The sequence below is a fragment of the Anaerotignum faecicola genome (assembly GCA_024460105.1).
Classification (GTDB): Bacteria; Bacillota; Clostridia; order Lachnospirales; family Anaerotignaceae; genus JANFXS01.
In genome coordinates this window covers 1-413 of sequence record JANFXS010000428.1, presented here as the reverse complement: position 1 = coordinate 413, position 413 = coordinate 1, and the positions used below count along the sequence as shown (strand labels likewise).

The following is a 413-nucleotide window of genomic DNA, read 5'->3' as shown; positions in this document are numbered from 1 at the left end:
CAGGAAACAAAGGTCCAGGAGACGGCGGTTCAGGACACAAAGGAGGTGCAGACCGGAGAAACAGGAAAGGAACAGGCTTCGGAAGCGGGGAAAGAGAGTGCCGCGCCAAAGAAGAAGGTATCACTGGTTCTTGCAACAAACTGGGGTGAGGGGGACTCCAAGTATCACTATTTCTATCCGAAGTTTCAGGAATTTCAGGAAGCGAATGCCGATACGATGGATATTACTCTGGAGACTTACAGCACAGAAGACTATAAGACAAAGATTAAGACACAGACAGCTTCCGGTGATCTGCCGGATGTGTTTACCTATTGGGGCGGTGCGATGATGACCGATATGGTGGAAGCGGGACTGCTGCTCGATGTGGAAGAGTACTTTAACGCGTCGGATCATGTAAAGAGAGACGGATTTGA

General features: G+C 49.6%; 1 protein-coding gene. It reads left to right on the top strand.

Annotated features, from left to right (window positions below; translation table 11 throughout):
• On the top strand, positions 1–413 hold a 413-nt coding region (locus NE664_14710), incomplete at both ends, for an extracellular solute-binding protein (GenBank protein ID MCQ4727886.1).